The following is a 25,360-nucleotide window of genomic DNA, read 5'->3' as shown; positions in this document are numbered from 1 at the left end:
CCGGAACCGAACCCCATGAGTCATTCCCCCTGGTGGCGCGGCGCCGTCATCTACCAGATCTACCCGCGCAGCTTCCTGGACACCGACGGCGACGGCGTGGGCGACCTGCCCGGGATCGTCGAGCGGCTGGATTACGTGGCCTCGCTGGGCGTCGACGCGATCTGGATCTCGCCCTTCTTCAAGTCGCCGATGGCCGATTTCGGCTACGACATCGCCGACCAGCGCGCGGTCGACCCGATGTTCGGCACCCTGGACGACTTCGACCGGCTGCTGGCCAAGGCGCACTCGCTGGGCCTGAAGGTGATGATCGACCAGGTCTTCAGCCATACCTCGGACCAGCACGAATGGTTCCGCGAGAGCCGCCAGGACCGCGACAACCCCAAGGCCGACTGGTACGTGTGGGCCGACGCCCGCGAGGACGGCACCCCGCCGAACAACTGGATGTCGCTGTTCGGGGGCGTGGCCTGGCGCTGGGAGCCGCGGCGCTGCCAGTACTACCTGCACAACTTCCTGTCCTCGCAGCCGGACCTGAACTTCCACAACCCGCAGGTGCAGCAGGCCACCCTGGACTACGTCCAGTTCTGGCTGGACCGCGGCGTGGACGGGTTCCGCCTGGACTCGATCAACTTCTGCTTCCACGACGCGCAGCTGCGCGACAACCCGCCCAAGCCGGCGGACAAGCGCGTGGGCCGCGGCTTCAGCGCCGACAACCCGTACGCGTTCCAGTACCACTGGTACAACAACACCCAGCCGGAGAACATCGCCTTCCTCGAGCGCGTGCGCGCGCTGCTGGACCGTTACCCGGGTGCGGTGACCCTGGGCGAGATCTCCTCGGAGGACTCGCTGGCCACCACCGCCGAATACACTTCCGGCAACCGCCTGCACATGGGCTACAGCTTCGAGCTGCTGGTCGACGACTTCAGCGCCGGCTACATCCGCGACACGGTCTCGCGCCTGGAAGCGGCGATGACCGAAGGCTGGCCGTGCTGGGCGGTGTCCAACCACGACGTGCGCCGCGCGGTCTCGCGCTGGGGCGGCGACGCCCCCTCGCCGCAACTGGCGCGGATGCTGGTGGCGATGGTCTGCTCGCTGCGCGGTTCGGTCTGCCTCTACCAGGGCGAGGAACTGGGCCTGCCGGAAGCGGACGTGCCGTTCGAAGCGCTGCAGGACCCCTACGGCATCACTTTCTGGCCCAACTTCAAGGGACGCGACGGCTGCCGCACGCCGATGCCCTGGAGCGGCGGCGCCGATGCAGGCTTCAGCACGGGCCGACCCTGGCTGCCGGTGCCCGATGCCCACCGCGCACTGTCGGTGGCCGCGCAGGAGTCGGACCCCAACTCGGTGCTCAACGCGTTCCGCGCCTTCATGGCCTGGCGCAAGCAGCAGCCGGCGCTGGTGGCCGGCAGCATCGCGTTCCTGGACGCGCCCGAGCCCGTGCTCGCCTTCGTCCGCGAAGTCGACGGGCAGCGGCTGCTCGCCGCGTTCAACCTGTCGCCGGGCCAGGCCCGCTTCACCCTGCCGCCCGGCGGTTGGCGCCAGCAGCTGGGTCATGGCCTGCCCGCCGCGGAAGTGGACGGCGACGGCGTCGTCCTGCCAGCGCACGGCACCTTCTTCGCCACCGACGGCTGACGGCGCTGGCGTAACGGGAGCATGGGCCGCCACGCAGCGGCCTTCGCGGTCGTTTCACCACGACCGCGGCAGCGTGGGTGCCTCCCCCGCGATCCGCATGCATGCCGCCACCCCACGCGCCACGCACCGTCTACACCCTGCGCGCCTGCACGCAGCCGCGCAGCAGGCACGAGCGCGCCAGCCAGGACTGGGTGGCACGCAGGCTCGCCTCGCTGTGCGGCTGGGCCTACGGCGGTGCCTACGAAACCCGCAGCACCCCCGCCTGGCATCCCTACTTCGTGCCCGACGAGACCCTGGCCTTGGAGCAGGCGACGCGGCTGGGCATCCAGGGCGAGGACGACCTGTTCGGCGGCGTGGTACCCCATGCATTCGTCGCCAGCAAGGTGATCACGCATGGCGTGCCCGATACCGCCTCGCCGGTCCCCCGTGGCTGGAGCCACGCGCTGGCCAACCGGCTCGACGGGGCGGTCCTGCCCGGGTTCACCGCGTTCGACGCCACGGCGATCGCCACCGCCGGCCAGCAGTTGCTCGCGCACGGCGGCAGGGTGCGGGTGAAGGAAGCCCAGGCGCGTGGCGGCCACGGCCAGCACCTCGCCGCCGACGCCGGCTCCCTGCGACGGATCGCGGCCGAGCTGGATCCGGAGGCGCTGCACCGCCATGGGGTGGTCATCGAGCAGCACCTGGACGAGGCCACTACCTGCAGCGTCGGCGAGATCCGGGTTGCCGGAAGGCGCCTGGCCTACCTGGGCATCCAGCACGAGGTCACCGACCGCCATGGCCGCGCGGTGTACGGCGGGTCGTCGTTGCGCGTGCTCGAGGGCGGGATGGACTCGCTGGGCGCGCTGGCGCGCAACGACGGCGAGCGGGCCGCGATCGCGATGGCGCGTCGGTACGACGCGGCGGTCGAGGCCGCCTACCCCGGCTTCTTCGCCTCGCGGCGCAACTACGACGTGGTCGCCGGGTTGGATGCACGGGGCCAGCGGCGCTGTGGCGTGCTGGAGCAGTCGTGGCGGGTGGGTGGCGCGTCGCCTGCCGAGCTGGTTGCGCTGGCGGCGTTCCTGCAGCCGCACCGGCCGGCGGCGGTCGAGGCCACCTGCCGCGAATCGCACGATCCCGCCCATGTGCCGCCGACGGGCGCCGACACACTTTTCCACGATCCGGAGGCCGCCCACGGCCCGGTGATCAAGTACGCACGGGTGGAGGGCATCGATGGACATCCGGCTTGACGCGGTCGAGATCGGCATCGGCGGCGACCGGATCGGCGGGACCCTGCTGTCGCCGGCGCCGGTGCTGCCCGGGGTGCTGTTCGTGCACGGCTGGGGCGGCAGCCAGGAACACGACCTGGGCCGCGCCCGCCAGGCCGCCGGCATCGGTTGCCATTGCCTGACATTCGACCTGCGCGGCCATGAACGCACCGCCGAACAGTGGGAGACCGTCAGCCGCCCGCAGAACCTGGACGACCTGCTGGCAGCGTACGACTGGTTCGTCGCCCGGCCCGACGTGGACCCGGCCGCGATCGCCGTGGTCGGGATCAGCTACGGCGGCTACCTGGCCAGCCTGCTCACCGCGCTCAGGCCGGTGCACTGGCTCGCGCTGCGCTCGCCGGCGATCTACAAGGACGAAGGCTGGGAGCTGCCCAAGCGCAAGCTGCACGAAGATCCCGACCTGCCCGCGTTCCGCCGGCGCCCGCTGGCCTGGGGCGACAACCGCGCGCTCGCCGCCTGCCACGCGTTCGGCGGTGATGCGCTGCTGGTCGAGGCCGAGCACGACGAGATCGTCCCGCACCGGGTCATCGAGAACTACGCCACGGCGTTCGCCACTGCCAGTTCGCTCACCCGCCGGCGGATCGCCGGGGCCGACCACGCCTTTTCCGGCAAGGCCGAGCAGAAGGCCTACACCGACGTGCTGGTCGGCTGGCTCACCGAAATGGTGCGCTCGGCGCGCGAGAGGCAGGCCCACGACAAGGTGGCCGAACGCAAGCGGCTGCGTCGCGCGGGGGAAATCCAGGCGCGCGGGTGAGGGCCCGAACCGGGTGCCGGGGAGCGCCGCCGGCAACCGGCAGATCGCGTTTCCCGCGATTTTTACTGCATTTCCCCCTTGGCGCCGGGCCGCGCATGGCCTACATTCGCCTTGCCGACGCCGTCGGTGACCAAAACCACCCTATTTACGGAACAGGAAAGTTATGGCGAAGACCACCAAGAAGCCGGCCGCCAAGAAGGCCGCGCCGAAAGCGGCGAAGGCCGCCCCGAAGAAGGCGGCTCCGGCTGCCGCCAAGCCGCTCAAGGAAGTCCTGGGCAAGTCCGCGCTGGTGAAGCACCTGGCCGAGACCAGCGGCGTGGCCGCTAAGGACGTCAAGGCCGTGCTCGCTGCGGTCGAAGACGCCGTCTCCGGCGCGATCAGCAAGAAGGGCGCGGGCAGCTTCACCCTGCCGGGCCTGTTCAAGGTCACCTCGGTCAAGGTTCCGGCCAAGCCGAAGCGCAAGGGCATCAACCCGTTCACCAAGGAAGAGCAGTGGTTCGCCGCCAAGCCGGCTTCGGTGAAGGTGAAGGTGCGTCCGCTGAAGAAGCTCAAGGACGCCGCGGCCTGATTGGCGCGAGTTCCAAGATTTCCCGACGGGGCGGCAGCGATGCCGCCCCGTCCTGTTTTGCGGTCCGCTGATTCGACCGTTGCGCCAGGGTCCAACAGCATCCTGCCGCCCGGCACAAGCGCGCGCCGGTCCTGATCACCCGCCCTTGCCGCGCGACCGCGGAGACTGCGGGCGCATGCCTGCCACCGCGCCCAACCTGCCCCGCCGTTTCGCCCGCGCCCTGGCGCGCACGCTGCTCGGCCTGCTGTGGTTGGCCCTGCTCGCACTGGGCGCGCTGTGGGCCTGGCGACAGCCTTTCATGGAGCGGCCGCGCACGCTGTGGGAACTTTCGCGGATGCCGCCACCGGCGACCTTGCCGGTTCCCGTCCAGAGCGTGGCGCCGCGGCAGGTCGCCGACACGTTCGGCGCGCCACGCGGTGCCGACCGGCGCCACGAAGGGGTGGACATCTTCGCCCCCCGCGGCACGCCGGTGACCAGCACCACCCGTGGAGTCGTGGTGGCGATCAACGACCGCGGGCTTGGCGGCCGCCAGGTCTGGGTGCTGGGCCCGGCCGGGGAGCGCCACTACTACGCGCACCTGGACGACTGGGCCCCGGGGCTGGCCGAAGGCGATGTGGTCGAGGCCGGTGCAGCGCTGGGCACGGTGGGCAACAGCGGCAACGCGCGCGGGACACCACCGCACCTGCACTACGGCGTGTATGGAAGCGACGGCGCGCTGGACCCGCTACCGCGGATGCGCGCCGTGCGCTGAACGCCGGGCTTGCCACCATGGAACGGACCATCGTGGCCGCAGCCCTCGTTCGCGGCGCCGCGGGCGCCTACCTTGGCATGGCCCCACGCAAGAGGTCTGCCATGGCTCCCACCCCCCACCGCTACCGCGTCACCGTCACCCCGGTCGAGCGCGATGGCCTGCCCTGCCGCGGCCGCTGCAGCATCGAATTCGACCAGGCCTGCGGAGAGGACTGGATGCGCATGCTCGAGAACAGCCAGCGCCTGCCGGGCTTCAGCGGCGACGAACGCACCGCGCTGGTGGTCGGCCTGCGCCTGCTCGACAGCCTGGCACGCGAGCCGCGCCAGCGCGGCGAGGATCCGCTTGCCGGCCTGCGCGCACCGCTCGACGCCTTGCTGCGGAAGCTGGCCGCCGCGCCGCACTGACCGTCCGTAGCCCGACGCGCGGGCGCGACGGCGTCCGCCTGCAGGCTATCCTGCCGCAAATCCCCATCGGCGGAATTCCATGCGCTACCGGCTGCCTCTGCTCGCCCTGCTCGTCCTTCCACTGGCGCAGTGCTCCTGCCAGCGCGACGCCGACACCCCGCAGACCACGCAGGTGCCGGTCGACGCGACGCTGGTGGGCGCATCCCGGGACGAGCCCAACGCGCGCAACCGGGCGATCGCCGACGCATCCTCGACCGCCGCGCAGGCGGCAGCCGCCACCCTGCATGCGTACCTGGGCGCCCTTCCCGCTGCCGACCGGACCCGCGCCGATGCCTACTGGGCTGGAGGCGACCCCGGCCGGATGCCGGGGGACGCCGCGCTGCGCGCCATCCCAGGCCTGCGCAGCATGCGCATCCAGAACGCCCCACCGGTGGCGCTGGACCGCGAATCGCCTCCGCGCGCCTACGAGATCCCGGTCGACCTACGCCTGGATGCCGCATCGGGGCCGGCGCGGATGCGCGGCGCCTACCGGATGCGCTCGCGCATCGACGGCCAGGGCTGGGAGATCACTTCCGCGTCGCTGCACCCCGAGCTGGATTGATCGCTAATCCGCGATTCACTCCGACGCGGGAAGATGCAGGCATCGCCCTACCGCGGAAGCCCTACGATGCGACAATTCCACCTGATGCAGGCATGGGCCGTGCTCGCCCTCGGCGCATGCGCCGGCGCCTCGCTCGCCGCGCCGCAGATCGACGGTCGGCAGGTACGGGTACCGGCCGCCGACGCACAGCAGTTCCTGGCAGGTCAGCTCCCGCACCGGCAGGACATGCTGGGCGGGCTGGCCGAGGTGACCGTGAGCCGGCCGGAACTGGCCATACCCCCGGGCACGCGCATGCAGCTGGCGCTGGACGTGGCCGTGGCCATGGCCGGCGGCGCGCCGGTGCCGATGGGTCGGCTGGAGTTGACCAGCGCCCTGCGTTACGACCCGGCGCAGCGGGCTCTGTTCCTGGAGCAGCCGCGGATCGAGGACTTCCGTCCGTCCGGCGGCGGCCAGGGCCTGGACGAGGCGAGCCGCGGCCTGCTCAATGCCTGGCTGGTCGACTACGCGCGCAAGGAACCGGTCTATCGCATCGATCCGGCGCTGGCGGCGATGGTCGGCGGACTCGACGTGGCATCGGCCGGCGTCGAGAACGGCCAGCTGGTGGTGACCTTCAACCAGGATATCGGCGCGATGGCCGGCGCAATGGCGCCGGCGCAGGCCGACTGAACCGCCGGTGCGGCCTCAGCGCTTGGGCTGCAGCATCGTTCCGGTGCACTTGGGCGAGCCGCACAGGCACGCCCAGATCTTCTTCAGCCGCGGCGTGTGCCGTTCGGCCAGGGTGATGCCGTAGTTGTAGGACAGCTCTTCGCCGGGGCGGATGTCGCGGATCGCCTCGATGAAGACGCGGTCCTTGCGCGAATCGCCGCCCTCGTCCTCCTCGATCAATGCCTCGCAGTTCGGATCGCAGCTGTGGTTGATCCAGCGCGCGTCGTTGCCCTCGTAGCTGGCGTCGATGACCCAGTCGTCGTTGAGGGTGAACAGGAAGGTGTGGCCGCTGTCGACGTCGCCGCCGACGTCGTTGTCCACTTCCTCGTGGGTGCGCCGCCGGCCCTTGTACTCGATCACCCGTTCGCCCTTGCGGATCGGCGCCGCGGCGAACACGCCGTTGCCGTGGATGGGCGATTTCCTGGCGACGATCTTGCGGGGCATGCGGAGTCCGGTGGCGTGGGGTAGACGGGGATTCTCGCCGATGCGGCCCCTCAGCCCAAGCCCGCGCGTGGCGTGGCGGCCCCCGCGCCGCCGATCGCCGCACCTGCCGGTCGTCATTGCCCCCTTCGTCACGGGATGCCGCCAGGTTGGCCGCGGCCACGTGCGACCGTCGTTCTCACCCGGTCATCCACTCCACCACTGGACTTGCCTCCATGCGATCACCGCGCACCCGCCTTGCCGTTCCTGCCACGCTGCTGCCCGCCCTCTCCCTGCTGCTGGTCGCCTGCCAGCCGCAGGCCACCCAGGCACCGACCACTTCGCCAGCGGCTGCCGCGACGGCCGCCCCGGCGGCGGCGCCGGTCGACCTCGTCGCCCGCGGCGAATACCTGGTGCGCATCGCCGGGTGCAACGACTGCCATACCGCGGCCTACGCCGAAAACCAGGGCAAGGTGCCGAAGGAACAGTGGCTGACGGGTTCGCCGCTGGGCTTCCACGGCCCCTGGGGCACGACCTATGCGTCGAACCTGCGCCTGCGCATGCAAGACTTCAGCGAGGACGAGTGGCTGGCCTACAGCGCCAACCTGCGGACGCGGCCGATCATGCCGGACTTCGCCGTCCGCGACATGACCGAGGAAGACCGCCGTGCCCTGTACCGCTTCATCCGCGGGCTTGGCCCGGCCGGTTCACCGGCGCCGGTGGCGCTGCCCCCGGGCCAGACCCCTCCCTTGCCGCACATGGCCCTGGTGCTGCCACCTCCCCCGGCCGACGCGGCGGGCGCGCACGCACCCAACGCCCACTGAAGCCGGTCCCCGGCCGGGTTGGCCGGGCGGCGTCAAAAGCGTACAATTTCGGTACGCTTTAACGAACTCGCCCGCCATGCTCCGCGTCACCAAGCTGACCGACTACGCCACCGTGGTCCTGACCGTGCTCGCCGCACGCCAGGGCCAGGTACTGAGCGCGGCCGAACTGGCCGAGCACTCCGGGCTCGAGCAGCCCACCGTCAGCAAGCTGCTCAAGCCGCTGGCGCAGGCGGGCCTGGTCGCCAGCCAGCGCGGCGTGCACGGCGGCTACCGCCTCAGCCGCGACGCCGCCCAGATCAGCCTGATCGAGATCGTCGAGGCGATGGAAGGCCCGCTGGCGATGACCGAGTGCAGCCAGCACGAGAGCCATTGCGGCATCGCCCACCAGTGCGGCGTGCGCGCCAACTGGCGCCTGATCAACGACGTGGTCGCCGACGCCCTGCGCGGCGTCACCCTGGCGCAGATGCTGCGCCCGCCCTCCCCCGACACCCCGACCCGCCGGCGCGAGATCGCCGTGCGCGTCGCCAGCTGATTCGCAGGCAGCCCAATGGCCACCCAGACCGAAGCCCCCACCATCGACACCTCCGCCCCGGCGACCGGAACGCCGCCGCAGAACGCCGAGATCCTCGAGCGGCTGGGCCGGCGCTACGAAGCCGGTTTCGTCACCGAGATCGAATCGGACTCGCTGCCGCCCGGCCTGGACGAGGACACCATCCGCGCCCTGTCGGCCAAGAAGGACGAGCCGGAATGGATGACCCAGTGGCGCCTGGACGCCTACCGCCGCTGGCTGACCATGCCGGTGCCGCACTGGGCCAAGCTGAAGATCGCGCCGATCGACTTCCAGGCCATCAGCTACTACTCCGCGCCCAAGGGCCCCAAGTACGCCTCGCTGGACGAGGTCCCGCAGGAGCTGCTCGACACCTACGACAAGCTCGGCGTGCCGCTGCACGAGCGCGCCAAGCTGGCCGGCGTGGCGGTGGACGCGGTGTTCGACTCGGTCTCGGTGGGCACCACCTTCCGCAAGGAACTGGCCGAGAAGGGCATCATCTTCTGCTCGATGTCCGAGGCCATCCGCGAGCACCCCGAGCTGGTGAAGAAGTACCTGGGCAGCGTGGTCCCGCACGGCGACAACTACTTCGCCGCGCTGAACTCGGCCGTGTTCTCCGACGGCAGCTTCGTGTTCATCCCCAGGGGCGTGCGCAGCCCGATGGAGCTGAGCACCTACTTCCGGATCAACGCCGGCCATACCGGCCAGTTTGAGCGCACGCTGATCGTGGCCGAGGAAGGCAGCTACGTCTCCTACCTGGAAGGCTGCACCGCGCCGATGCGCGACGAAAACCAGCTGCATGCCGCGGTGGTCGAGCTGGTGGCGCTGGACGACGCCGAGATCAAGTATTCCACGGTCCAGAACTGGTACCCGGGCGACGAGGAAGGCCGCGGCGGCATCTACAACTTCGTCACCAAGCGCGCCGAATGCCGGGGTGCGCGCAGCAAGGTCACCTGGACCCAGGTCGAGACCGGCTCGGCGATCACCTGGAAGTACCCCTCCTGCGTGCTGCTGGGCGACGACTCCTCCGGCGAGTTCCATTCGGTGGCGCTGACCCACCACCGCCAGCAGGCCGACACCGGGACCAAGATGATCCATGTCGGCAAGCGCACCAAGTCCAAGATCGTCAGCAAGGGCATAAGCGCCGGCCGCGGCCAGAACACCTACCGCGGCCTGGTCAAGGTCGACCGCAATGCCGACGGCGCGCGCAACTACACCCAGTGCGACAGCCTGCTGATCGGCAAGCAGTGCGGTGCCCACACCTTCCCCTACATCGAGGTGAAGAACCCGGGCGCCACGGTCGAGCACGAGGCCACCACCTCCAAGATCAGCGACGACCAGCTGTTCTACTGCCGCTCGCGCGGCATCTCGTCCGAGGACGCGGTTTCGCTGATCGTCGACGGCTTCTGCAAGCAGGTCTTCCGCGAGCTCCCCATGGAATTCGCGGTCGAGGCCAAGAAGCTGCTGGAAGTCTCGCTTGAAGGCTCGGTGGGATGAATCTTCTTTCCCCGGCCATCGCACCGGCAGCACTGCTGGGCGCGCTTCTCCTGCCCGCCTGCCATGCGGGCGAGCCGGCGACGCTCGCGCAGGCCGCCAGCGCACACCACGAGAATGCCGCCGCGCCGGCCGTCGGCCCTGCGGCGGCGATGCCTTCGCCACGCGCAGCGCACTCGGCGACGCGACTGGTGGATGGGCGCGTGCTGCTGGCCGGCGGCTGCAAGGCCGACGGTTGCGAGGAAGGCATCGCCGGGGACGCGCTCCTGTTCGACCCCGCCAGCAGCCGCTTCCTCCCGGTCGGCGACCTGGTGCAGGCGCGCGTAGGCCATCGTGCAGTCGCTCTCGCCGACGGCTCCGTACTCCTGCTGGGCGGCTGGACCGACGACGGACCCACCGCCCTGGTGGAGCGCTACCTGCCGACCACCGGCCGCTTCGAGCCGCACGGCCGCATGCTCGAGGCACGCGACGGTTTCAGCGCGACCGCGCTGGCGGATGGCGGGATCCTGATAGCCGGCGGCTACACGGACGGCATGCGCCGCCTCGCTAGCGCCGAACGCTACGATTCCGCCACCGGCCGGTCGACGCCGCTGGGCGCCATGGCCACGCCGCGCATGTCCCACACCGCCACCCGCCTGGCCGACGGCCGCGTGCTGGTAGCGGGTGGCTCGCGCTCGGCCCGTGAAGTGCTCGACACGCTGGAGCTGTTCGATCCGGAGAGCGGAACGTTCGCCCCCGCCGGCACGCTCGCGACCGCACGGCACAAGCATGCGGCCCTCGCGCACGGCGATCGCGTGCTGCTGATCGGCGGCGCCGCGATCCCCGAAGAGAATGGCCATTTCCGCGACAGCGAGTGGTGGAGCCCGCAAGGCATCGTCCCCGGTCCCTCGATGGCCCTGGGCCGCTACAAGTTCCTGGACTCGGTGGTCGCGCTGCCTGACGGCCGTTCGCTCGTCGCCGGCGGCGGCATCCACGCCGAACTGCTCGACGCCGGGGCAACGGCGTTCCATCCCCTCGCCGGGCGCATCGAGGCCGCGCTCGCGTTCGCCAGCGCGACCCTGCTCGACGACGGCCGCGTCCTGGTCGTCGGAGGCTACGACCCCGACATCCGCGTCAGCCGACAGGCCTGGCTGGTTTCCGCCACGCCCGCTTCGCCAACCAACACTCCGGATTGAATTTCCCCATGCTGAAGATCCACAACCTCCACGCCAGCGTCGCCGGCAAGGAAATCCTCAAGGGCCTGTCGCTGGAGCTCAAGCCAGGCCAGGTGCACGCGATCATGGGCCCCAACGGCGCCGGCAAGTCGACCCTGGGCAACATCCTCGCCGGGCGCGAGGGCTACGACCTGACGGCCGGCTCGGTCGAGTTCGAGGGCAAGCCGCTGCTGGAGCTGGCGCCGGAAGAACGTGCCGCCCAAGGCGTGTTCCTGGCCTTCCAGTACCCGGTCGAAATCCCCGGCGTGAACAACACCTACTTCCTGCGCAGCGCGCTCAACGCCCAGCGCAAGGCGCGCGGCGAGGCCGAGCTGGACTCGATGCAGTTCCTCAAGCGCGTGCGCGAGAAGCTCGCCGTGCTGCACCTGAAGGACGAACTGCTGCATCGCGGCGTGAATGAAGGTTTCTCCGGCGGCGAGAAGAAGCGCAACGAGATCTTCCAGCTGGCCGTGCTCGAGCCGAAGCTGGCGATCCTGGACGAGACCGACTCGGGCCTGGACATCGACGCGCTCAAGACCGTGGCCGACGGCGTCAACGCGCTGCGCTCGCCGGACCGCTCGTTCCTGGTCATCACCCACTACCAGCGCCTGCTCGACTACATCAAGCCGGACGTGGTCCACGTGCTGGCCGACGGGCGCATCGTGGAGACCGGCGGCCCGGAGCTGGCGCTGGAGCTGGAACAGCACGGCTACGCCTGGCTGAAGGACCGCGTGCCGCCGGAGAAGGTGGCCTGATGGGCGCCCTGCTCGACTCATTTGGCCAGTCCTTCGCAACAGCCCGCACATCCATGTCCGGACTTGCCAGGGAACTGCTGCCGGCACGGCAGGCGTTCATGGACGCGCTGCTCGCCGACGGCCTGCCCGGCCCGCGCGAGGAAGCGTGGAAGTACACCCCGCTGCGCGCGCTCGAACGCCGCGCATTCGCCGCGGCCGACGCCGTGCCGCCGGCGATCGACGCCAGCGTGCTGGCCGGCATCCCGGCGCCGCGGCTGGTCTTCGTCAACGGCCGCCACGTGCCCGCGCACAGCGACCTGGCCGGCCTGCCGGACGGGGTAGTGCTCGAGCCGCTGTCGCGCACGCTCGCCGAGGGCGAACCGCGCGACTTCAACTTCATCCTGCGCCGCTACGACCAGCGCAGCGAGGCCTTCGCCCGCGCCAACGCCGCCCTGGCCGACGAAGGCGTGGTCCTGCGCGTGGACGCCGGCGTGCAGGTCGATGCACCCGTGCACCTGGTGTTCGTAAGCACCCAGCAGGCCGGCGACCGCGCCTGGCACCTGCGCCACTTCGTCGACGTGCGCAACGAGGCGCGCCTGGACATTGTCGAGCACCAACTCGGCGTGGCCGACCATGGGCACCTGGCCAATGAGGTGCTGCAGCTGCACCTGGGCCAGCACGGCGTGGTCCGCCATGCCCGCATCCAGTCCGACGCCGCGCGCGCAACCCGCTTCGCCCGCACCGACGCGGTGCTGGCGCGCGAAGCGCGATACCAGCGTTTCGACCTGGAGCTGGGCGCGGCGCTGGGCCGCAACGAACTCAACGTGCGCCTGGAGGGCGATGGCGCACGCCTGACCGCCAACGGCGTGCTGCTGGGCGACGGCCGGCGCCACGTCGACACCCGGCTGGGCATCGAGCACATCGCCCGCGATACGGCCTGCGAGCTGGTGTGGCGCGGGATTGCCGATGGCCGCAGCCGGGTCGTCTTCCACGGCGGCATCGGCATCCGTGCCGGCGCGGACGGCACCGATGCCTCGCTGTCCAACAAGAACCTGCTACTGTCGGCCGACGCCGAGATCGACACCCAGCCGGTGCTGGTGATCGACGCGGACGAGGTCAAGGCGGCGCACGGCGCCACCGTCGGCCAGCTCGACCCGACCGCGTTGTTCTACCTGCGCTCGCGCGGCATTCCCGACGCCCAGGCGCGGCGGCTGCTCACCGTGGCCTTCTGCCGCGAGCCGCTGCTGTCGCTCGAGGACGACGGCCTGCGCCGGTTCCTGCTCGACCGCCTGGATGCCGCGCTGGCCGCATCGCTGGGCACCGACCCCGCCGTCGACGGAGCGCAGGCATGAGCCTGCAGCCTGCCGCGGTGCACGATGCGGCCCTGGCCAGCCATGATGGCGGCGTGGACTGGGCGCGCGTGCGCGCCGACTTCCCCCTGCTGATGCGCGAGGTGCACGGCAAGCCGCTGGTGTACTTCGACAATGCCAACACCGGGCAGAAGCCCTTGCCCGTGATCGCCTCGCAGGACGAGTTCTACCGTCGCCAGAACGCCAACGTCAGCCGTGCGGTGCATGCGCTGGGCACCGAGGCGACCGAGGCCTACGAAGGCGCACGCGGCAAGCTGGCCCGCTTCCTCAACGTGCGCGCCGACGACCTGGTGCTGTGCAGCGGCACCACCTTCGCGATCAACCTGGTCGCCTATTCGTGGGCGCTGCCGCAGCTCAAGGCCGGTGACACGATCCTGGTGTCGCGGATGGAGCACCACGCCAACATCGTGCCCTGGCAGCTGGTCGCCCAGCGCACCGGCGCCACCGTCAGGGTCGCCGAGATCCTGCCCGACGGCAGCCTGGACCTGGACGGCCTGCACAAGGCGATGACCCCGGACGTCAAGCTGCTGGCGATCACGCACGTCTCCAACGTACTGGGCACGGTCAATCCGGTGCGGGAGATCTGCCGCGAGGCGCGCAGGCGCGGCATCGTGACGGTGGTCGACGGCTCTCAGGCCGCCCCGCACCTGAAGCTGGACGTGCCGGCGATCGGCTGCGACTTCTACGCCATCACCGGCCACAAGATGTGCGGCCCGACCGGCACCGGCGCGCTCTGGGCCCGGCGCGAGCACCTGCTGGCCATGCCGCCGTTCATCGGCGGCGGCGAGATGATCCGCGAGGTCAGCTTCGACGGCACGGTCTTCAACGATCCTCCGCACAAGTTCGAGGCCGGCACGCCGAACATCGCCGGCTTCATCGGCCTGGGCGCCGCGGTCGACTACCTCGAATCGATCGGCATGGAGCACGTTGCCGCGCGCGAAGCCGATCTGCTGGCCCATGCCACCGAGGTGCTGCAGGCCATCCCCGGGATGCGCATCTTCGGCACCTCGCCGGGCAAGGCCGCGGTGATCTCGTTCCTGGTCGAAGGCGCCCACGCGCACGACCTGGCCACCCTGCTGGACCTGGAAGGCATTGCCGTGCGCTCGGGCCAGCACTGCGCCCATCCGCTGCTGCAGTACTTCGGGGTGGCCGCCACGCTGCGCGCGTCGCTGGCCTTCTACAACACCCACGAAGAGATCGAGCGCTTCGCCGCCGCGCTGGAAAAGACCCGCCGGCTGCTGGTGGCGTAGAGCGGGGCTTCCCCGCTTCCGCGCATCGCTTCGTGAGGAGCGGGATCACAAGCCCGCAGCGGGTCAAGCCCCGCTCTACGAAAGCACGGCGCAGCGGGACCAGCCGTTCCACGAACGCACGGCGCAGCGGGGCGGGCCCTACTCCACGCACGTACGGCGCAGCGGGCCAGGCGCCGTTTTACAATGTCGGGCATGGACTCCCTCACTTTCCGCGCGGCCACGCACGCCGACATCCCCGCCCTGGTCGAGCTGGTCACCTCCGCCTACCGCGGCGACGCCAGCCGCGCCGGCTGGACCACCGAAGCGGACATGCTGGACGGCCAGCGCATCGATCCCGACGGCTTGCGCCGCGACATCGACCGCCCACGTAGTGTCGTCCTCCTCGCCGAGCGCGACGGCGTGCTGCTGGCTTGCGCGCACGTGGCCGAGGAAGACGGCGCCGGCTACTTCGGCATGTTTTCCGTGCGCCCCGACCTGCAGGGCGGCGGTGTGGGCAAGGCGGTCCTGGCCGAGGCCGAGCGCATCGCCCGCGGCTGGCGGCTGCCGGCCATGCGCATGACCGTGATCGACATCCGCGACGAGCTGATCGCCTTCTACGAGCGGCGCGGCTACGCGCGCACCGGCATCCACAAGCCGTTTCCCTACGGCGACGAGCGCTTCGGCATCCCCCTGCGGGAGGACCTGCGCTTCGAGGTGCTGCACAAGGAGCTGGGTGCGGGAGCGGACGCATGAACGATGCATGGACCTTCGTCTGTACCACGGGCGAGTTGCTGCCCGGCGAAATGAGGCCGGTCTTCGACGAGGTGACGGGCACGCCGATCCTGGTCCTCAACCTGGACGGCGACCTGTACGCGCTGGAAGACCGCTGCAGCCACGAGGACTTCGAACTGTCGTCGGGCGTCCTGGACGCGGCCGAGGGCAGCGTCGAGTGCGTACTGCATGGCGCCCGCTTCGACGTGCGCGATGGCCGCGCCCTCTGCGCGCCAGCCTATTCGCCGGTGCCCAAGTTCCCGGTCAAGACCGAGGACGGCGGCATCTGGACCCGCGACGACCGCGGCTGAGCGGTCCGTCGATCGCGGATTCGACACGGCCGCATCCGGTAGCCGGGGCTGCGGGCTGCGGGCTGCGGGCTGCGGGCTGCGGGCTGCGGGCTGCGGGCTACCAAAGAGAATAATTCTCATTTAAGATGGCCGCGTCGTTTCCGGCCTTCGTCCCATGCACGCTTCCGTCCCCACCGCCGTGTCCCCGAGGGTTGCGCTGCTGAGCGCCCTGCCCTGCCCAGCCACCCCGCGCGGCGCTGGAGACCGAACCTGCCGGCGGCCCATCGCCAGGGGTGCGTGCCCATGACGGGGCACGCAGACGCCTCCTGCCGGCTTTGCCCCGCAAACGGGCACAGCGTGGGCCCGCGGCCCCGGGCCCACGCACCTCCCGTCCCCTGCTGATCCAAGCCAGGCGTCGCCGCGGTACCGCGGCCCCCCAGCCATCGCGCTCCCGCATCGCGGCCGCATCCGTCGCGGCCGACGGCGGCGCACGCCTTGTTGTCCCGTTGTCCTCCTTCCGCAGCCGCCGCCAGCCGGATCCCACTCCTCCTGACGACCACCACCCATGACTCCTTCATTCTCCCCGCTTTCCTCCGCCGTGCTGCTGGCCCTGGCTGCCCCTGCGATCGCGCACGCCGACGACGCCGGCACGCCTGCCAGGGACGTTACCGAACTGGACGGCCTGGAAGTCCAGGGCGACCGCGTCGAACGCGCCTCCTCACCCAAGTACACCGCGCCATTGCTGGACACCCCGCAGACGATCACCGTGGTGACCCGTGAAGTGATGGACCAGCAGGGGCTGATCGGCCTGCGCGACATCCTCAGCACCCTGCCGGGCATCACTTTCGGCGCCGGCGAAGGCGGCGGCGGCTACGGGGACAGCGTGAACCTGCGCGGCTTCAGCGCCAGCAACGACATCACCGTCGATGGCGTTCGCGACAGCGCGCAGTACACGCGCAGCGACAACTTCAACCTGGAGTCCATCGAGCTGGTCAACGGCGCCAACTCGGCCTATTCCGGGGCCGGCTCGGTCGGCGGCACGATCAACCTGGCCAGCAAGGTGGCGCGCGAAGGCGACCTCACCAGCATCACCGTGGGCGCGGGCACCGACAGCTTCGGTCGCGCCACCGTGGACAGCAACTTCGACCTGGGCGATGGCCAGGCCTTGCGCGTGAATGCGATGGCCCACCGCAACGATGTGCCCGACCGCGACGTGGAAGAATACGAACGCTGGGGCATCGCGCCATCGCTGGCGATCGGCCTGGGCACCGACACCCGGCTGTCGGTGAGCTACCTGCACCAGCAGGACGACAACATCCCCGAGTACGGCGTGCCGTACTTCGCCGCCTACGGCGGCCTGCTGCCGGGCGTGGACCGCGAAAGCTACTTCGGCTACCGCAACATGGATACCCAGCAGGTCGAAGTCGACATGCTGACCGGCATTTTCGAGCACGACTTCAACGAGGCCATCTCGATCCGCAACCTGGCGCGTGTCCAGCGGGTGGACCAGTACACCGTGGTCAACCCAACCCAGGGCACCTGGTGCCTGGACGCCGGGGTCAACCCGGCCACTGGTGAAGCCTGCACCAGCCCGGGGACCTACCAGCCCAGCGGTCCGCGCGGCACCACCCGCGATACCCGCAACGGGCTGGCGTACAACCAGACCGATCTCACCTCGCGCTTCGCCACCGGAAGCGTCGGCCATTCGCTGGTCGCCGGCATATCGCTGCTGCACGAAACCTACGACCTGGAAAGCGGCAACAGCCAGCGCAACGCCGACGGCACGCCCCCGCTGTATCCGTTGCTGGACCTGCACGCCCCCGACAGCATCTACACGGGCCCCATCAACTACGTCCGCTCGGGACGCAACGCCGGCACCCTCGACAACCAGGCCCTGTACCTGTTCGACACAATGGAGTTCAGTCCGCGGTGGCAGCTGGGCCTGGGCGCCCGCTACGAGCGCAACGACGGCAGCACCCGCGTGCGCGCCTTCGACGCCGCCGGCAACGTCACCAGCGATGCCACCTTCGACAACTCCGAAAACCTGTTCTCCTACCGTGCCGGGCTGGTCTACAAGCCGGCCCAGAACGGCAGCGTGTACCTGTCGTACTCCGACTCCAGGACGCCCTCCAAGGCATCGGTCAACGGTTCGTGCACGGTGCAGACCTGCGAGGTGGATCCGGAAACGGCGGTGAACGTCGAACTGGGCACCAAGTGGAACGTGCTGGACGACAGGCTCGCGCTGACCGCCGCCGCGTTCCGCAACGAGCGGCAGAACTACAAGGTCGCCGACACGGGAAACCCGGACAATCCCAGCGGCATGCAGCAGCTGGACGGCCAGGCGCGCGTGGACGGAGTGATCCTCGGCGCGGCCGGCCGGATCACCAGCGCGTGGTCGGTGTTCGCCAACTATGCGTTCCTGGACAGCGAAGTGCTGCAGAGCGTGTCCGACTTCGTGAAGGAATCCACCGGCATCGATGCGCAGGCGGGCAACCCGCTGGCCAACGTGCCCGAACATTCCGGCAGCGTGTGGACGACCTACGCCCTGGCCGACTGGACCGTGGGCTACGGCGTGAACTACCAGGGCAGCTTCTACCTGGCCAGCCTGGACGACGCGCCGCAGGCGAGAAGCTACACGATGCACCGGGCCATGGTCGGCTACCAGTTCAACGACGGCTTCGCCCTGCAGCTCAACGTCGACAACCTGTTCGACAAGCAGTATTTCACCCGCATCCGCAACAACGGCTGGGCCACGCCGGGCGCGGCGCGTTCGGTGGTGCTGACCGCGACCGTCCGCTTCTGATGCGACTTCACCCCGCCCCGTCGACGCGGGGCGGGGCCTTCCGCGAGAATCGCCATGCTCCTGTCCATTCCCGATGTCCTGACCCCCGAGCAGGTCCTCCACTGCCGCCGGCGCCTGCAGCAGGCGGGCTGGGCCGATGGCCGGATCACCGCCGGCCACCAGTCGGCCAAGGCCAAGGACAACCTGCAACTGCCCGAGGACAGTGAGGCCGCACGCGAACTCGGCGCGCTGGTGCGCGACGCCGCGCAGGCCAATTCCACGTTCTTCTCGGCCGCCTTGCCGCAGCGGATCTACCCGCCGCTGTTCAACTGCTACCGCGATGGCCAGTCGTTCGGCTTCCACGTCGACAACGCCGTACGCTACGACCGCAGCGGCGGCAGCGCCCGGCCCGTGCGCACCGACCTGTCCGCGACCCTGTTCCTCAGCGACCCGCAGGACTACGACGGCGGCGAACTGGTCATCGAGGATACTTACGGGACGCAGCAGGTGAAGCTGCCGGCCGGCCACCTGGTGCTCTACCCGGGCACCAGCCTGCACCGGGTCACGCCGGTCACCCGCGGTGCACGACTGGCCTCGTTCTTCTGGATCCAGAGCATGCTGCGCGAGGACAGCCAGCGCAGGCTGATGTTCGAGCTGGACGTGTCGATCCGGCGCCTGACCCGCGACCTGCCCGAACACCCGTCGCTGGTGCAGCTCACCGGCATCTACCACAACCTGCTGCGGCGCTGGGCCGATGTCTGAGATGGCGACCGCCGGCATGCGACAGCTGCGCGAGGCGGCCCTGGCGGGGCAGCGCGAGGCGCAACTGCTGCTGGCGCAGGCGTCGATGGAGGGCCGCGGTCTGCAGGCCGATCCAGACGAGGCGTTCCACTGGTACAGCGTGGCCGCCAACCTGGGCGAGCCGATGGCGATGAACATGCTGGGCCGCTGCCACGAGCTCGGCCTGGGCACGCCCGTCGACATGGCGCTGGCGGCGGTGTGGTACCGCAAGGCCGCCGAAGCCGGGCTCGACTGGGGCATGTACAACCTCGCCCACCTGCTGGCGTCGGGCAATGGCGTGGCTGCCGACCGCGGGGCGGCCTACCGCTGGTACCGGCGCGCAGCCCGGCACGGCCATGCGCGTGCGATGAACTTCGTCGGGCGCTTCCACGAGAACGGCTGGGCAGTGCGGCGCGATCCCGTGCAGGCGATGGCGTGGTACCAGCGCGCCGCATGCGCGGGCGATTGCCTTGCCCAGGCCAATCTCGCCTCGATGCTGGCCGAGATGGGCCAGCTCGACGAGGCCGCGCGTTGGCTGCGGCGCGCGCTGGACACGGGCACGCCGCCGGTCGTGGCGCGGCTTCGACGGGCGCTCGCCGACAGCCCGCATGACCGCCTGCGTCGTCTGGTAGATCCGCCTCCGGTTCCGGCCGACCCGCCGACCGACGGCCGGGCGCCGGCAGCGCCGCGCGAAAGCCGGAACCGTTCCAGTCGATGACACACTTTCCCGATCCGAGCCCCGCCCCTTCCGTGACCGCAAGCCCCGCACTCCACGATCGAGTCTCCGCCCAGCAGCGCCGCGGCTTCTGGCTGCGCCAGCTGCACCAGTGGCACTGGATCAGCTCGGCGGTCTGCCTGGTCGGGATGCTGCTGTTCACCGCCACCGGGATCACGCTCAACCACGCGGCCAGGATCGAGGCCCAGCCGCGGGTGGACAACCGCACCGCGCAGTTGCCCGCGCCGCTGCTTGCCCAGCTGGCCGCCTTGCCCGAGGAAGGCAACGCACCGCTGCCGGCGCCGGTCGCCGGCTGGCTGGGTGACACGCTGGAGATTTCGCTGGGCCGTCGCCCGGCCGAATGGTCGCCGGAGGAAGCCTACGTCTCGATGCCTTCGCCCGGCGCCGACGCGTGGCTGAGCATCGACCGGCAGACCGGCGCGGTGGAGTTCGAGCGCACCGGGCGCGGCGTGGTCTCGTACCTCAACGACCTGCACAAGGGCCGCAATGCGGGCCCGGCGTGGGGCTGGTTCATCGACGTGTTCGCCATCGCCTGCCTGGTGTTCTGCATCACCGGGCTGTTCCTCCTGCACCTCCACGCGCGCCAGCGCCGCCTGACCTGGCCGCTGGTCGGCCTGGGCCTGGTCGTGCCGCTGGTGCTGATCCTGCTGTTCATCCACTGACGCCTTCATCCCCTCACGAGGTCCGTTCCATGCGCGCCAAGCTGTTCATCGCGGTCAGCGGCCTGCTGACGCTGCCGGCCTACGCGGCCGAACTCGACATCAACGTCGAGATCCCCAAGCTCAACGTGGCCGAGTACCACCGCCCCTACGTGGCGATCTGGATCGAGGGCGCCGACCAGAAGGTCGCCACCAACCTGGCGGTCTGGTACCAGATGCGGGACACCGCCGAAGGCCACGGCACCAAGTGGCTGCCGGACCTGCGCCAGTGGTGGCGCAAGTCGGGCCGCTCGCTGCAGGTGCCGGTCGATGGCGTGACCGGCCCGACCCGTCCGGTCGGCAAGCACGAGGTGACCTTCGCCGCCAGCCAGCCGCAGCTCAAGGACCTGGCGCCGGGCGAATACACCCTGGTGGTGGAAGCGGCGCGCGAAGTTGGCGGCCGCGAGCTGGTGAAGATCCCCTTCTCCTGGCCGGCCAGGGCCGCGCAGACGGGCAAGGCGCAAGGCAGCACCGAACTGGGCGCGGTCACCCTGGCCGTCAAGCCCTGACGTACCCCAGACCCCTTCCCCACGACAGCAACCGCTGCGTCAACTCCCGGAGATCCCGATGAAGCGTTCCCTGATCCTCGCCGTCGCCATCGCCTCGCTGGCCGTTCCGTTCGGCGCCGCCGCGCATAAAGCCTGGCTGCGTCCTTCGCAGACCGTGCTGGCCGGCAACGACCCGTGGATCACGGTCGATGCGGCCGTGTCCAACGACCTGTTCTACTTCAACCACGTGCCGCTGCGCCTGGACAACCTGGTGGTCACCGCGCCGGACGGCAGCAGGGTCCAGCCGCAGAACCTGGCCACCGGCAAGTACCGCAACGTGTTCGACCTGCAGCTTGCGCAGCAGGGCACCTACCGCATCGCCGTGGTCAACAGCGGCCTGTCCGGCAGCTGGGAAGAGAACGGCAAGCCCAGGCGCTGGCGCGGCACGCCAGCGACCTTCGCCACCGAGGTACCGAAGGACGCGAAGAACCTGCAGGTCTCGCAGAGCGTCGCTCGCATTGAAACCTTCGTCACCAACGGGTCGCCCAATGACACCGCGCTCAAGACCAGCGGCGAGGGCCTGGAGCTGGTGCCGTTGACCCATCCGAACGACTTGTTCGCCGGCGAAGCGACCAGGTTCCGCGTGCTGGTGGACGGCAAGCCGGCGCAGGGCATCGAGTTCGAGATCGTTCGCGGCGAAACGCGCTATCGCAATGCCCAGGAAGCGATCAAGGCGATCACCGACGCCGATGGCGAGTTCAGCGTGACCTGGCCGCAAGCGGGCATGTACTGGCTCGAGGCGACCAAGCAGGACGACAAGACCAGCCTGCCCCAGGCCAGGCAGCGTCGGCTCAGCTACGTGGCCACGCTCGAAGTGCTGCCGCAGTAACCGGAACGGTCCGCGCGATGGAACAGGCGACCGACGGCAGCCTCGCCAGCCTTGGCGGCGAGACCATGGGGACGCGCTGGAGCGTGCGCCTGGGCGCACGCACCGGCACCGACCTGCACGCCCTGCATGCCGGCATCCAGCAGCAGCTGGACCACGTGGTGGCACAGATGAGCACCTGGGAGCCGGATTCGGACATCAGCCGCTATCGACGGGCCGCACCCGGCCACTGGTTTGCGCTGCCGGCGGCATTCGCGGCCGTGCTCGACTGTGCGATCGAGGTGGCCGACGCCAGCGATGGCGCCTTCGATCCGACGATCGGTCCGCTGGTGGACCTGTGGGGCTTCGGCAGCGCCGGCACGCCACGTCGCGTGCCGTCGGACGAAGAGGTCGAGCGTGAACTGGGGCGCGGCGGCTGGCGTCGGCTGCAGCGCCGCGACCGAGGCCGCGAGCTGTTGCAGCCCGGCGGCCTGCAGCTGGACCTGTCGGCCATCGCCAAGGGCTACGGCGCCGACCAGGTCGCCGCACACCTGCGCGCGCGCGGGGTCGCAGCGGCGCTGGTGGAAGTGGGCGGCGAGATCCGCGCCTATGGCCGCAAGCCCGATGGCGGGCCCTGGCGCGTGCTGGTCGAGTCGGCGGCGGACGAGCAGGCGCCGGTCGACGAACTGCCCGCGCGCGTGGTGGTGCTGCAGGATGCGGCGGTAGCGACCTCCGGCGACCGCTGGCACCGATTCGAGCACCGGGGCCGGCGCTACACGCACACCCTGGATCCACGCACCGGCGTGCCGGTCGGCGACGCGGCCGCCTCGGTCACCGTGATCGCCGCCGATGCCATGCATGCCGATGCCTGGGCCACGGCGCTGACCGTCATGGGTGCGAAGACCGGGCTGGAGTTCGCGCGCCGGCATGCATTGGCGGCGCGATTCGTAACCCGCGATGGCGATCGCCTGCGCGAAGCGATGACCGCGCCGTTCGAGGCGCACCTGGCCCGATGAACGCGCTCGACACCACCGATGGACGCCGCCTGCCATGGTCGCTGCTCGGCAACCTGGCGCTGCTCGCGTTGCTGGCGCTGTGCATGCTGGCGTTGCTGGCCCTGCACGACGACGCGTGGTGGATGTCCGCTCCGCGTCCGCTGCGCTGGTGGCTCGCTGGCGGGGTGGCGGCCGCCTATGCCGGATTCTGCGTCGCCCAGCTGTGGCCGCGACGACCGGCCCATGCCAAGGCAACGGCGGCATCGGCCAACGGCACGCCGCCGCTGCTGGTGGCCTGGGCCAGCCAGACCGGCTTCGCGCGACTGCTGGCCGAGCGCACCGCGGCGATGCTGCACGCAGGCGGCGTGCCGGTACTGGCGCTGCCGCTGGACGAAGTGGACGCAGCGCTGCTGACACGCACGCGACGCGCGTTGTTCGTCGCCAGCACCACCGGCGAGGGCGATCCGCCCGATCACGCGCTCGCCTTCCTGCGCCGCACGATGGCGCAGTGCCCGGCGCTGGGCGGGCTGGACTTCGCCCTGCTGGCGCTGGGCGACCGCGAGTACCGCGACTTCTGCGCGTTCGGCCGCCAGCTCGACGAGTGGCTGCGCGCCCGGGGCGCGCGTCCGCTGTTCGACCGCGTCGAGGTCGACAATGCGGACGCGGCCACGCTGCGGCACTGGCAGTACGAGGTCGGCCGTTTCGGCGGACTGTCCGACCTGCCGGACTGGACGCCACCGGCGTACGAACCGTGGCGGCTGCATTCGCGCCGTCAGGTCAATGCCGGCAGTCCCGGCGGCGCCGCGTTCGACCTGCAACTGGTGCCGGCCGCCGGTGCGTTGCCGAGCTGGCAGGCCGGCGACATCGCCGAGGTCGGACCGCGCAACGCGCGCGAACGCGTGCAGGCGCTGCTCCAGGCACTACGACTTCCGGGCGACGCCCCCGTCGATGCCGGCAACGGCACCGAAGCGCTGGCGGCCTGCCTGATGCGCATGCAGCTCCCCGCCGCCGATGCCGTCAGCGACGTGGATGCGCAGGCGCTGGTTTCCGGCCTGCGTCCACTGCCGCATCGCGAATACTCCATCGCCTCCATCCCTGCGGAAGGCCATCTCCGCCTGCTGGTCCGGCGGATGACCCGTCCCGACGGCAGCGCGGGGCTGGGCAGCGGATGGCTTTGCGACCTCGCAGCCCCCGGTGGGACGATCGACGTGCGCCTGCGCCGCAATCCCGGCTTCCATCCCCCGCCGGACGATCTGCCGCTGATCCTGATCGGCAACGGCACCGGAATGGCCGGGCTGCGCGCGCACCTGCAGGCACGGGTGGCGGCCGGCGCACGCGCGAACTGGCTGCTGTTCGGGGAGCGCAGCCCGGCGCATGACCTGTTCTTCGCCGACGACATCCGGCGGTGGCAGGCGCAAGGATGGCTGCCACGCCTGGACCTGGCCTTCTCCCGCGCCCCCGCGGCGCCTTGCTATGTCCAGGACCGCCTGCGGTCCGCGGCCGCGGACCTGCGCGACTGGGTCGGTCGCGGAGCGTCGGTGCTGGTCTGCGGCAACGCGGTGGGCATGGCGCCAGGGGTGGATGCGGCGCTGGGCGGGGTGCTGGGCACGGAACTCCGGGAAGCCCTTCGCGCCGAAGGTCGCTACCGGCGCGACATCTACTAGGCGGGCAGCGGGCGCCCGCCACCTGCCCCGGTCGCAGGCCACTGGACCTGCACCAGCAACAGCTCGCCCGCGCCATCGATCGGATGGCGCCACCGCCCCGTCGCGGGTGGCGGCAGCCAGGCGCTGTCGCCAGCGGCCAGCAGCGTTCCGTCCTGCCCGTCCGCGCCGCCTATGCGGGCGCTACCCGCCAGCACGTGCACGGCCCAGCCGGTCTGTCCGTCGCCAAAGCACCACATGTCGCCGACCAGTGGCCGATGGAACAGGTGGGCGGCGAGCGAGCCGGGGCGCCACATCAGGTTGAAGACCTGCACGGGCCCGTCCAGCGGCACGCCGGTCACCGCGCGCGATCCGGCGAACCGGATCCGCTGGTGGGGTGGCAGCAGCTCCGCCACCTGGCCATCGTCGAACTGCAGCCGCAAGCCGTTGCCATGCAGCAGCACCTGTTCGCGCTCGACACCGGGAAATGGCGAAAAATCGGCCGCCGCGTCCAGCTCCGCAATGGACAGACGCAAGGCCCAGTCCGCGCCAGCGGGCAAGGCGAGGATTTCCCGGGTCCACCCGCGACCATTGCGCCAGCGTTCGCGACGGTAGCCGGTGGCAGGAAGGGTCAGCACGCTGCGTCCACTCATGCCCGCATTCTGCCCCAGCGCGCCGCCCCGCCGTAAAGGCATCGCCCGGCTGCACGTCCTGTGCACCGCCGGGCGACACTGGGCACGTCCCTGTCGGCCTCCTGCCTGTCTGCGCCGCCGTCCTGGCGACACGCACCGGCACCGCTTCCTGCGGGACCGGCGCTCCTGCGGCTT

Annotated in this window: 27 protein-coding genes; 25 read left to right on the top strand and 2 right to left on the bottom strand. The window is 70.7% G+C overall.

Annotation, left to right across the window (positions count from 1 at the left end):
* Nucleotides 1-15: 15 nt before the first annotated feature.
* The 8 genes from ABKA19_RS13605 to ABKA19_RS13570 all read left to right on the top strand — a co-directional run bounded on the left by ABKA19_RS13605 (nucleotide 16) and on the right by ABKA19_RS13570 (nucleotide 6,638).
* Nucleotides 16-1,629 carry an alpha-glucosidase gene (locus ABKA19_RS13605; RefSeq protein WP_353689351.1) on the top strand — a complete coding sequence of 538 codons (1,614 nt, stop codon included), beginning with the start codon at nucleotides 16-18 and terminating at the stop codon, nucleotides 1,627-1,629.
* Nucleotides 1,630-1,730: 101 nt separating this feature from the next.
* Nucleotides 1,731-2,855, top strand: a complete 1,125-nt coding sequence (locus tag ABKA19_RS13600) for a DUF3182 family protein (protein ID WP_353689350.1) — start codon at nucleotides 1,731-1,733, stop codon at nucleotides 2,853-2,855.
* Nucleotides 2,839-3,648, top strand: coding sequence for an alpha/beta hydrolase family protein (locus tag ABKA19_RS13595; RefSeq protein WP_353689349.1), 810 nt, complete (start codon nucleotides 2,839-2,841; stop codon nucleotides 3,646-3,648). Before ABKA19_RS13600 ends, ABKA19_RS13595 begins: the two co-directional genes overlap by 17 nt.
* Nucleotides 3,649-3,811: 163 nt before the next feature.
* Nucleotides 3,812-4,216, top strand: coding sequence for an HU family DNA-binding protein (locus tag ABKA19_RS13590; RefSeq protein ID WP_162378431.1), 405 nt, complete (start codon nucleotides 3,812-3,814; stop codon nucleotides 4,214-4,216).
* Nucleotides 4,217-4,391: 175 nt separating this feature from the next.
* A complete protein-coding gene (locus tag ABKA19_RS13585; RefSeq protein WP_353689348.1) occupies nucleotides 4,392-4,967 on the top strand; it encodes a M23 family metallopeptidase in 576 nt (191 codons plus the stop codon).
* Nucleotides 4,968-5,068: 101 nt separating this feature from the next.
* A complete protein-coding gene (locus ABKA19_RS13580; protein WP_162378433.1) occupies nucleotides 5,069-5,371 on the top strand; it encodes a DUF3861 family protein in 303 nt (100 codons plus the stop codon).
* Nucleotides 5,372-5,450: 79 nt separating this feature from the next.
* Nucleotides 5,451-5,972 (top strand): hypothetical protein, encoded by a 522-nt coding sequence (locus ABKA19_RS13575; RefSeq protein WP_353689347.1) that lies wholly within the window; start codon nucleotides 5,451-5,453, stop codon nucleotides 5,970-5,972.
* 66 nt (nucleotides 5,973-6,038) lie between these two features.
* Nucleotides 6,039-6,638 (top strand): YceB family lipoprotein, encoded by a 600-nt coding sequence (locus ABKA19_RS13570; RefSeq protein ID WP_353689346.1) that lies wholly within the window; start codon nucleotides 6,039-6,041, stop codon nucleotides 6,636-6,638.
* A gap of 15 nt (nucleotides 6,639-6,653) precedes the next feature.
* Here the strand turns inward: ABKA19_RS13570 and ABKA19_RS13565 are convergent, their stop codons facing one another.
* Nucleotides 6,654-7,121: an SET domain-containing protein gene (locus ABKA19_RS13565; RefSeq protein ID WP_162378435.1), complete on the bottom strand. Its 468-nt coding sequence runs from the start codon at nucleotides 7,119-7,121 to the stop codon at nucleotides 6,654-6,656.
* A gap of 212 nt (nucleotides 7,122-7,333) precedes the next feature.
* Here ABKA19_RS13565 and ABKA19_RS13560 point away from each other — a divergent pair, with 212 nt between their 5' ends.
* From ABKA19_RS13560 to ABKA19_RS13480, 17 genes are all read left to right on the top strand, one after another.
* Nucleotides 7,334-7,921 carry a hypothetical protein gene (locus ABKA19_RS13560; RefSeq protein ID WP_353689345.1) on the top strand — a complete coding sequence of 196 codons (588 nt, stop codon included), beginning with the start codon at nucleotides 7,334-7,336 and terminating at the stop codon, nucleotides 7,919-7,921.
* Nucleotides 7,922-7,997: 76 nt separating this feature from the next.
* Complete coding sequence (locus ABKA19_RS13555) at nucleotides 7,998-8,453, top strand: SUF system Fe-S cluster assembly regulator (RefSeq protein ID WP_353689344.1); 456 nt, start codon at nucleotides 7,998-8,000, stop codon at nucleotides 8,451-8,453.
* Between the two features lie 15 nt (nucleotides 8,454-8,468).
* Nucleotides 8,469-9,965 carry a Fe-S cluster assembly protein SufB gene (gene sufB, locus ABKA19_RS13550; RefSeq protein WP_353689343.1) on the top strand — a complete coding sequence of 499 codons (1,497 nt, stop codon included), beginning with the start codon at nucleotides 8,469-8,471 and terminating at the stop codon, nucleotides 9,963-9,965.
* The gene (locus ABKA19_RS13545; RefSeq protein ID WP_353689342.1) at nucleotides 9,962-11,137 is read left to right on the top strand and encodes a Kelch repeat-containing protein; all 1,176 of its coding nucleotides are present in this window, start codon (nucleotides 9,962-9,964) and stop codon (nucleotides 11,135-11,137) included. The genes sufB and ABKA19_RS13545 overlap by 4 nt, the downstream gene beginning before the upstream one ends.
* An 8-nt stretch (nucleotides 11,138-11,145) precedes the next feature.
* Nucleotides 11,146-11,910 (top strand): Fe-S cluster assembly ATPase SufC, encoded by a 765-nt coding sequence (gene sufC, locus ABKA19_RS13540; protein ID WP_353689341.1) that lies wholly within the window; start codon nucleotides 11,146-11,148, stop codon nucleotides 11,908-11,910.
* On the top strand, nucleotides 11,910-13,241 hold the full coding sequence (gene sufD / locus ABKA19_RS13535) for a Fe-S cluster assembly protein SufD (protein WP_502945789.1): 1,332 nt from the start codon (nucleotides 11,910-11,912) through the stop codon (nucleotides 13,239-13,241). Before sufC ends, sufD begins: the two co-directional genes overlap by 1 nt.
* Entirely contained in the window at nucleotides 13,238-14,509 is a 1,272-nt protein-coding gene (locus ABKA19_RS13530; RefSeq protein WP_353689339.1) for a cysteine desulfurase, read from the top strand. The genes sufD and ABKA19_RS13530 overlap by 4 nt, the downstream gene beginning before the upstream one ends.
* 192 nt (nucleotides 14,510-14,701) lie before the next feature.
* A complete protein-coding gene (locus ABKA19_RS13525) occupies nucleotides 14,702-15,241 on the top strand; it encodes a GNAT family N-acetyltransferase (protein ID WP_353689338.1) in 540 nt (179 codons plus the stop codon).
* Nucleotides 15,238-15,570 carry a non-heme iron oxygenase ferredoxin subunit gene (locus ABKA19_RS13520; RefSeq protein ID WP_353689337.1) on the top strand — a complete coding sequence of 111 codons (333 nt, stop codon included), beginning with the start codon at nucleotides 15,238-15,240 and terminating at the stop codon, nucleotides 15,568-15,570. The genes ABKA19_RS13525 and ABKA19_RS13520 overlap by 4 nt, the downstream gene beginning before the upstream one ends.
* 544 nt (nucleotides 15,571-16,114) lie before the next feature.
* Nucleotides 16,115-18,352, top strand: coding sequence for a TonB-dependent receptor (locus tag ABKA19_RS13515; protein ID WP_353689336.1), 2,238 nt, complete (start codon nucleotides 16,115-16,117; stop codon nucleotides 18,350-18,352).
* Nucleotides 18,353-18,406: 54 nt separating this feature from the next.
* Nucleotides 18,407-19,093, top strand: a complete 687-nt coding sequence (locus ABKA19_RS13510; RefSeq protein ID WP_353689335.1) for a Fe2+-dependent dioxygenase — start codon at nucleotides 18,407-18,409, stop codon at nucleotides 19,091-19,093.
* Nucleotides 19,086-19,829, top strand: a complete 744-nt coding sequence (locus tag ABKA19_RS13505; RefSeq protein ID WP_353689334.1) for a tetratricopeptide repeat protein — start codon at nucleotides 19,086-19,088, stop codon at nucleotides 19,827-19,829. Before ABKA19_RS13510 ends, ABKA19_RS13505 begins: the two co-directional genes overlap by 8 nt.
* Nucleotides 19,830-19,861: 32 nt before the next feature.
* Nucleotides 19,862-20,509, top strand: a complete 648-nt coding sequence (locus ABKA19_RS13500) for a PepSY-associated TM helix domain-containing protein (protein ID WP_502945788.1) — start codon at nucleotides 19,862-19,864, stop codon at nucleotides 20,507-20,509.
* Between the two features lie 29 nt (nucleotides 20,510-20,538).
* The gene (locus ABKA19_RS13495; RefSeq protein WP_353689332.1) at nucleotides 20,539-21,054 is read left to right on the top strand and encodes a DUF2271 domain-containing protein; all 516 of its coding nucleotides are present in this window, start codon (nucleotides 20,539-20,541) and stop codon (nucleotides 21,052-21,054) included.
* A 58-nt stretch (nucleotides 21,055-21,112) separates the two neighbouring features.
* Nucleotides 21,113-21,922, top strand: coding sequence for a DUF4198 domain-containing protein (locus ABKA19_RS13490; protein WP_353689331.1), 810 nt, complete (start codon nucleotides 21,113-21,115; stop codon nucleotides 21,920-21,922).
* A gap of 17 nt (nucleotides 21,923-21,939) precedes the next feature.
* Entirely contained in the window at nucleotides 21,940-22,914 is a 975-nt protein-coding gene (locus ABKA19_RS13485) for an FAD:protein FMN transferase (protein ID WP_353689330.1), read from the top strand.
* On the top strand, nucleotides 22,911-24,557 hold the full coding sequence (locus ABKA19_RS13480; protein ID WP_353689329.1) for a sulfite reductase subunit alpha: 1,647 nt from the start codon (nucleotides 22,911-22,913) through the stop codon (nucleotides 24,555-24,557). The genes ABKA19_RS13485 and ABKA19_RS13480 overlap by 4 nt, the downstream gene beginning before the upstream one ends.
* Here the strand turns inward: ABKA19_RS13480 and ABKA19_RS13475 are convergent.
* Nucleotides 24,554-25,186, bottom strand: a complete 633-nt coding sequence (locus ABKA19_RS13475; RefSeq protein WP_353689328.1) for a HutD family protein — start codon at nucleotides 25,184-25,186, stop codon at nucleotides 24,554-24,556. The genes ABKA19_RS13480 and ABKA19_RS13475 overlap by 4 nt on opposite strands.
* Nucleotides 25,187-25,360 lie beyond the last annotated feature (174 nt).

This window comes from Pseudoxanthomonas sp. Soil82, from assembly GCF_040446535.1.
GTDB lineage: Bacteria > Pseudomonadota > Gammaproteobacteria > Xanthomonadales > Xanthomonadaceae > Pseudoxanthomonas > Pseudoxanthomonas kaohsiungensis.
The sequence above is the reverse complement of the archived record's forward strand: the minus strand, read 5'-3'. Positions and strand labels throughout refer to the sequence as shown.

Bases quoted from the DNA above. Each gene is read 5' to 3' on its own strand.
- ABKA19_RS13605 (WP_353689351.1), top strand. From the start codon at position 16: ATGAGTCATTCCCCCTGGTGGCGCGGCGCCGTCATCTACCAGATCTAC.
- ABKA19_RS13600 (WP_353689350.1), top strand. From the start codon at position 1,731: ATGCCGCCACCCCACGCGCCACGCACCGTCTACACCCTGCGCGCCTGC.
- ABKA19_RS13595 (WP_353689349.1), top strand. From the start codon at position 2,839: ATGGACATCCGGCTTGACGCGGTCGAGATCGGCATCGGCGGCGACCGG.
- ABKA19_RS13590 (WP_162378431.1), top strand. From the start codon at position 3,812: ATGGCGAAGACCACCAAGAAGCCGGCCGCCAAGAAGGCCGCGCCGAAA.
- ABKA19_RS13585 (WP_353689348.1), top strand. From the start codon at position 4,392: ATGCCTGCCACCGCGCCCAACCTGCCCCGCCGTTTCGCCCGCGCCCTG.
- ABKA19_RS13580 (WP_162378433.1), top strand. From the start codon at position 5,069: ATGGCTCCCACCCCCCACCGCTACCGCGTCACCGTCACCCCGGTCGAG.
- ABKA19_RS13575 (WP_353689347.1), top strand. From the start codon at position 5,451: ATGCGCTACCGGCTGCCTCTGCTCGCCCTGCTCGTCCTTCCACTGGCG.
- ABKA19_RS13570 (WP_353689346.1), top strand. From the start codon at position 6,039: ATGCGACAATTCCACCTGATGCAGGCATGGGCCGTGCTCGCCCTCGGC.
- ABKA19_RS13565 (WP_162378435.1), bottom strand. From the start codon at position 7,121: ATGCCCCGCAAGATCGTCGCCAGGAAATCGCCCATCCACGGCAACGGC.
- ABKA19_RS13560 (WP_353689345.1), top strand. From the start codon at position 7,334: ATGCGATCACCGCGCACCCGCCTTGCCGTTCCTGCCACGCTGCTGCCC.
- ABKA19_RS13555 (WP_353689344.1), top strand. From the start codon at position 7,998: ATGCTCCGCGTCACCAAGCTGACCGACTACGCCACCGTGGTCCTGACC.
- sufB (WP_353689343.1), top strand. From the start codon at position 8,469: ATGGCCACCCAGACCGAAGCCCCCACCATCGACACCTCCGCCCCGGCG.
- ABKA19_RS13545 (WP_353689342.1), top strand. From the start codon at position 9,962: ATGAATCTTCTTTCCCCGGCCATCGCACCGGCAGCACTGCTGGGCGCG.
- sufC (WP_353689341.1), top strand. From the start codon at position 11,146: ATGCTGAAGATCCACAACCTCCACGCCAGCGTCGCCGGCAAGGAAATC.
- sufD (WP_502945789.1), top strand. From the start codon at position 11,910: ATGGGCGCCCTGCTCGACTCATTTGGCCAGTCCTTCGCAACAGCCCGC.
- ABKA19_RS13530 (WP_353689339.1), top strand. From the start codon at position 13,238: ATGAGCCTGCAGCCTGCCGCGGTGCACGATGCGGCCCTGGCCAGCCAT.
- ABKA19_RS13525 (WP_353689338.1), top strand. From the start codon at position 14,702: ATGGACTCCCTCACTTTCCGCGCGGCCACGCACGCCGACATCCCCGCC.
- ABKA19_RS13520 (WP_353689337.1), top strand. From the start codon at position 15,238: ATGAACGATGCATGGACCTTCGTCTGTACCACGGGCGAGTTGCTGCCC.
- ABKA19_RS13515 (WP_353689336.1), top strand. From the start codon at position 16,115: ATGACTCCTTCATTCTCCCCGCTTTCCTCCGCCGTGCTGCTGGCCCTG.
- ABKA19_RS13510 (WP_353689335.1), top strand. From the start codon at position 18,407: ATGCTCCTGTCCATTCCCGATGTCCTGACCCCCGAGCAGGTCCTCCAC.
- ABKA19_RS13505 (WP_353689334.1), top strand. From the start codon at position 19,086: ATGTCTGAGATGGCGACCGCCGGCATGCGACAGCTGCGCGAGGCGGCC.
- ABKA19_RS13495 (WP_353689332.1), top strand. From the start codon at position 20,539: ATGCGCGCCAAGCTGTTCATCGCGGTCAGCGGCCTGCTGACGCTGCCG.
- ABKA19_RS13490 (WP_353689331.1), top strand. From the start codon at position 21,113: ATGAAGCGTTCCCTGATCCTCGCCGTCGCCATCGCCTCGCTGGCCGTT.
- ABKA19_RS13485 (WP_353689330.1), top strand. From the start codon at position 21,940: ATGGAACAGGCGACCGACGGCAGCCTCGCCAGCCTTGGCGGCGAGACC.
- ABKA19_RS13480 (WP_353689329.1), top strand. From the start codon at position 22,911: ATGAACGCGCTCGACACCACCGATGGACGCCGCCTGCCATGGTCGCTG.
- ABKA19_RS13475 (WP_353689328.1), bottom strand. From the start codon at position 25,186: ATGAGTGGACGCAGCGTGCTGACCCTTCCTGCCACCGGCTACCGTCGC.